This window comes from Cobetia sp. SIMBA_158 (assembly GCF_046566945.1).
Classification (GTDB): domain Bacteria; phylum Pseudomonadota; class Gammaproteobacteria; order Pseudomonadales; family Halomonadaceae; genus Cobetia; species Cobetia amphilecti.
In genome coordinates, this window is the sequence record NZ_JAWJYL010000369.1 from 1 (window position 1) to 272 (window position 272).

The window sequence follows — 272 nt, forward strand, 5'->3', positions numbered from 1 at the left end:
TGAAGAGGGCACTTTTCTGGGCCATGCGCAGCGCAAGCCCCAAGGTGCGCTCTACCGTAAACAAAAACGCCTGCGGGGCATGGCCGAGTTGCGCGCCCTGCCCCTGCACCTCCTTCGCCTGATCTCGGGACGCGCACGGCTTGTGCGGGTCACCTTTGCGGATCGGGCGCTCACCGACGACAGCGCGGCGCGTGCCGCCGAGGCACAAACCGCATAATCGAAAGGAAAGGACATCATGGCAGTCCTCATCGACGAAAACACCAAAGTTATCT

1 protein-coding gene is annotated in these 272 nt (G+C 61.8%); it reads left to right on the plus strand.

Annotated elements, in window-relative coordinates:
* Positions 1-217: hypothetical protein (locus R2R70_RS20330; protein WP_410978949.1), on the plus strand; the 217-nt coding region annotated here is incomplete at its 5' end.
* Positions 218-272 lie beyond the last annotated feature (55 nt).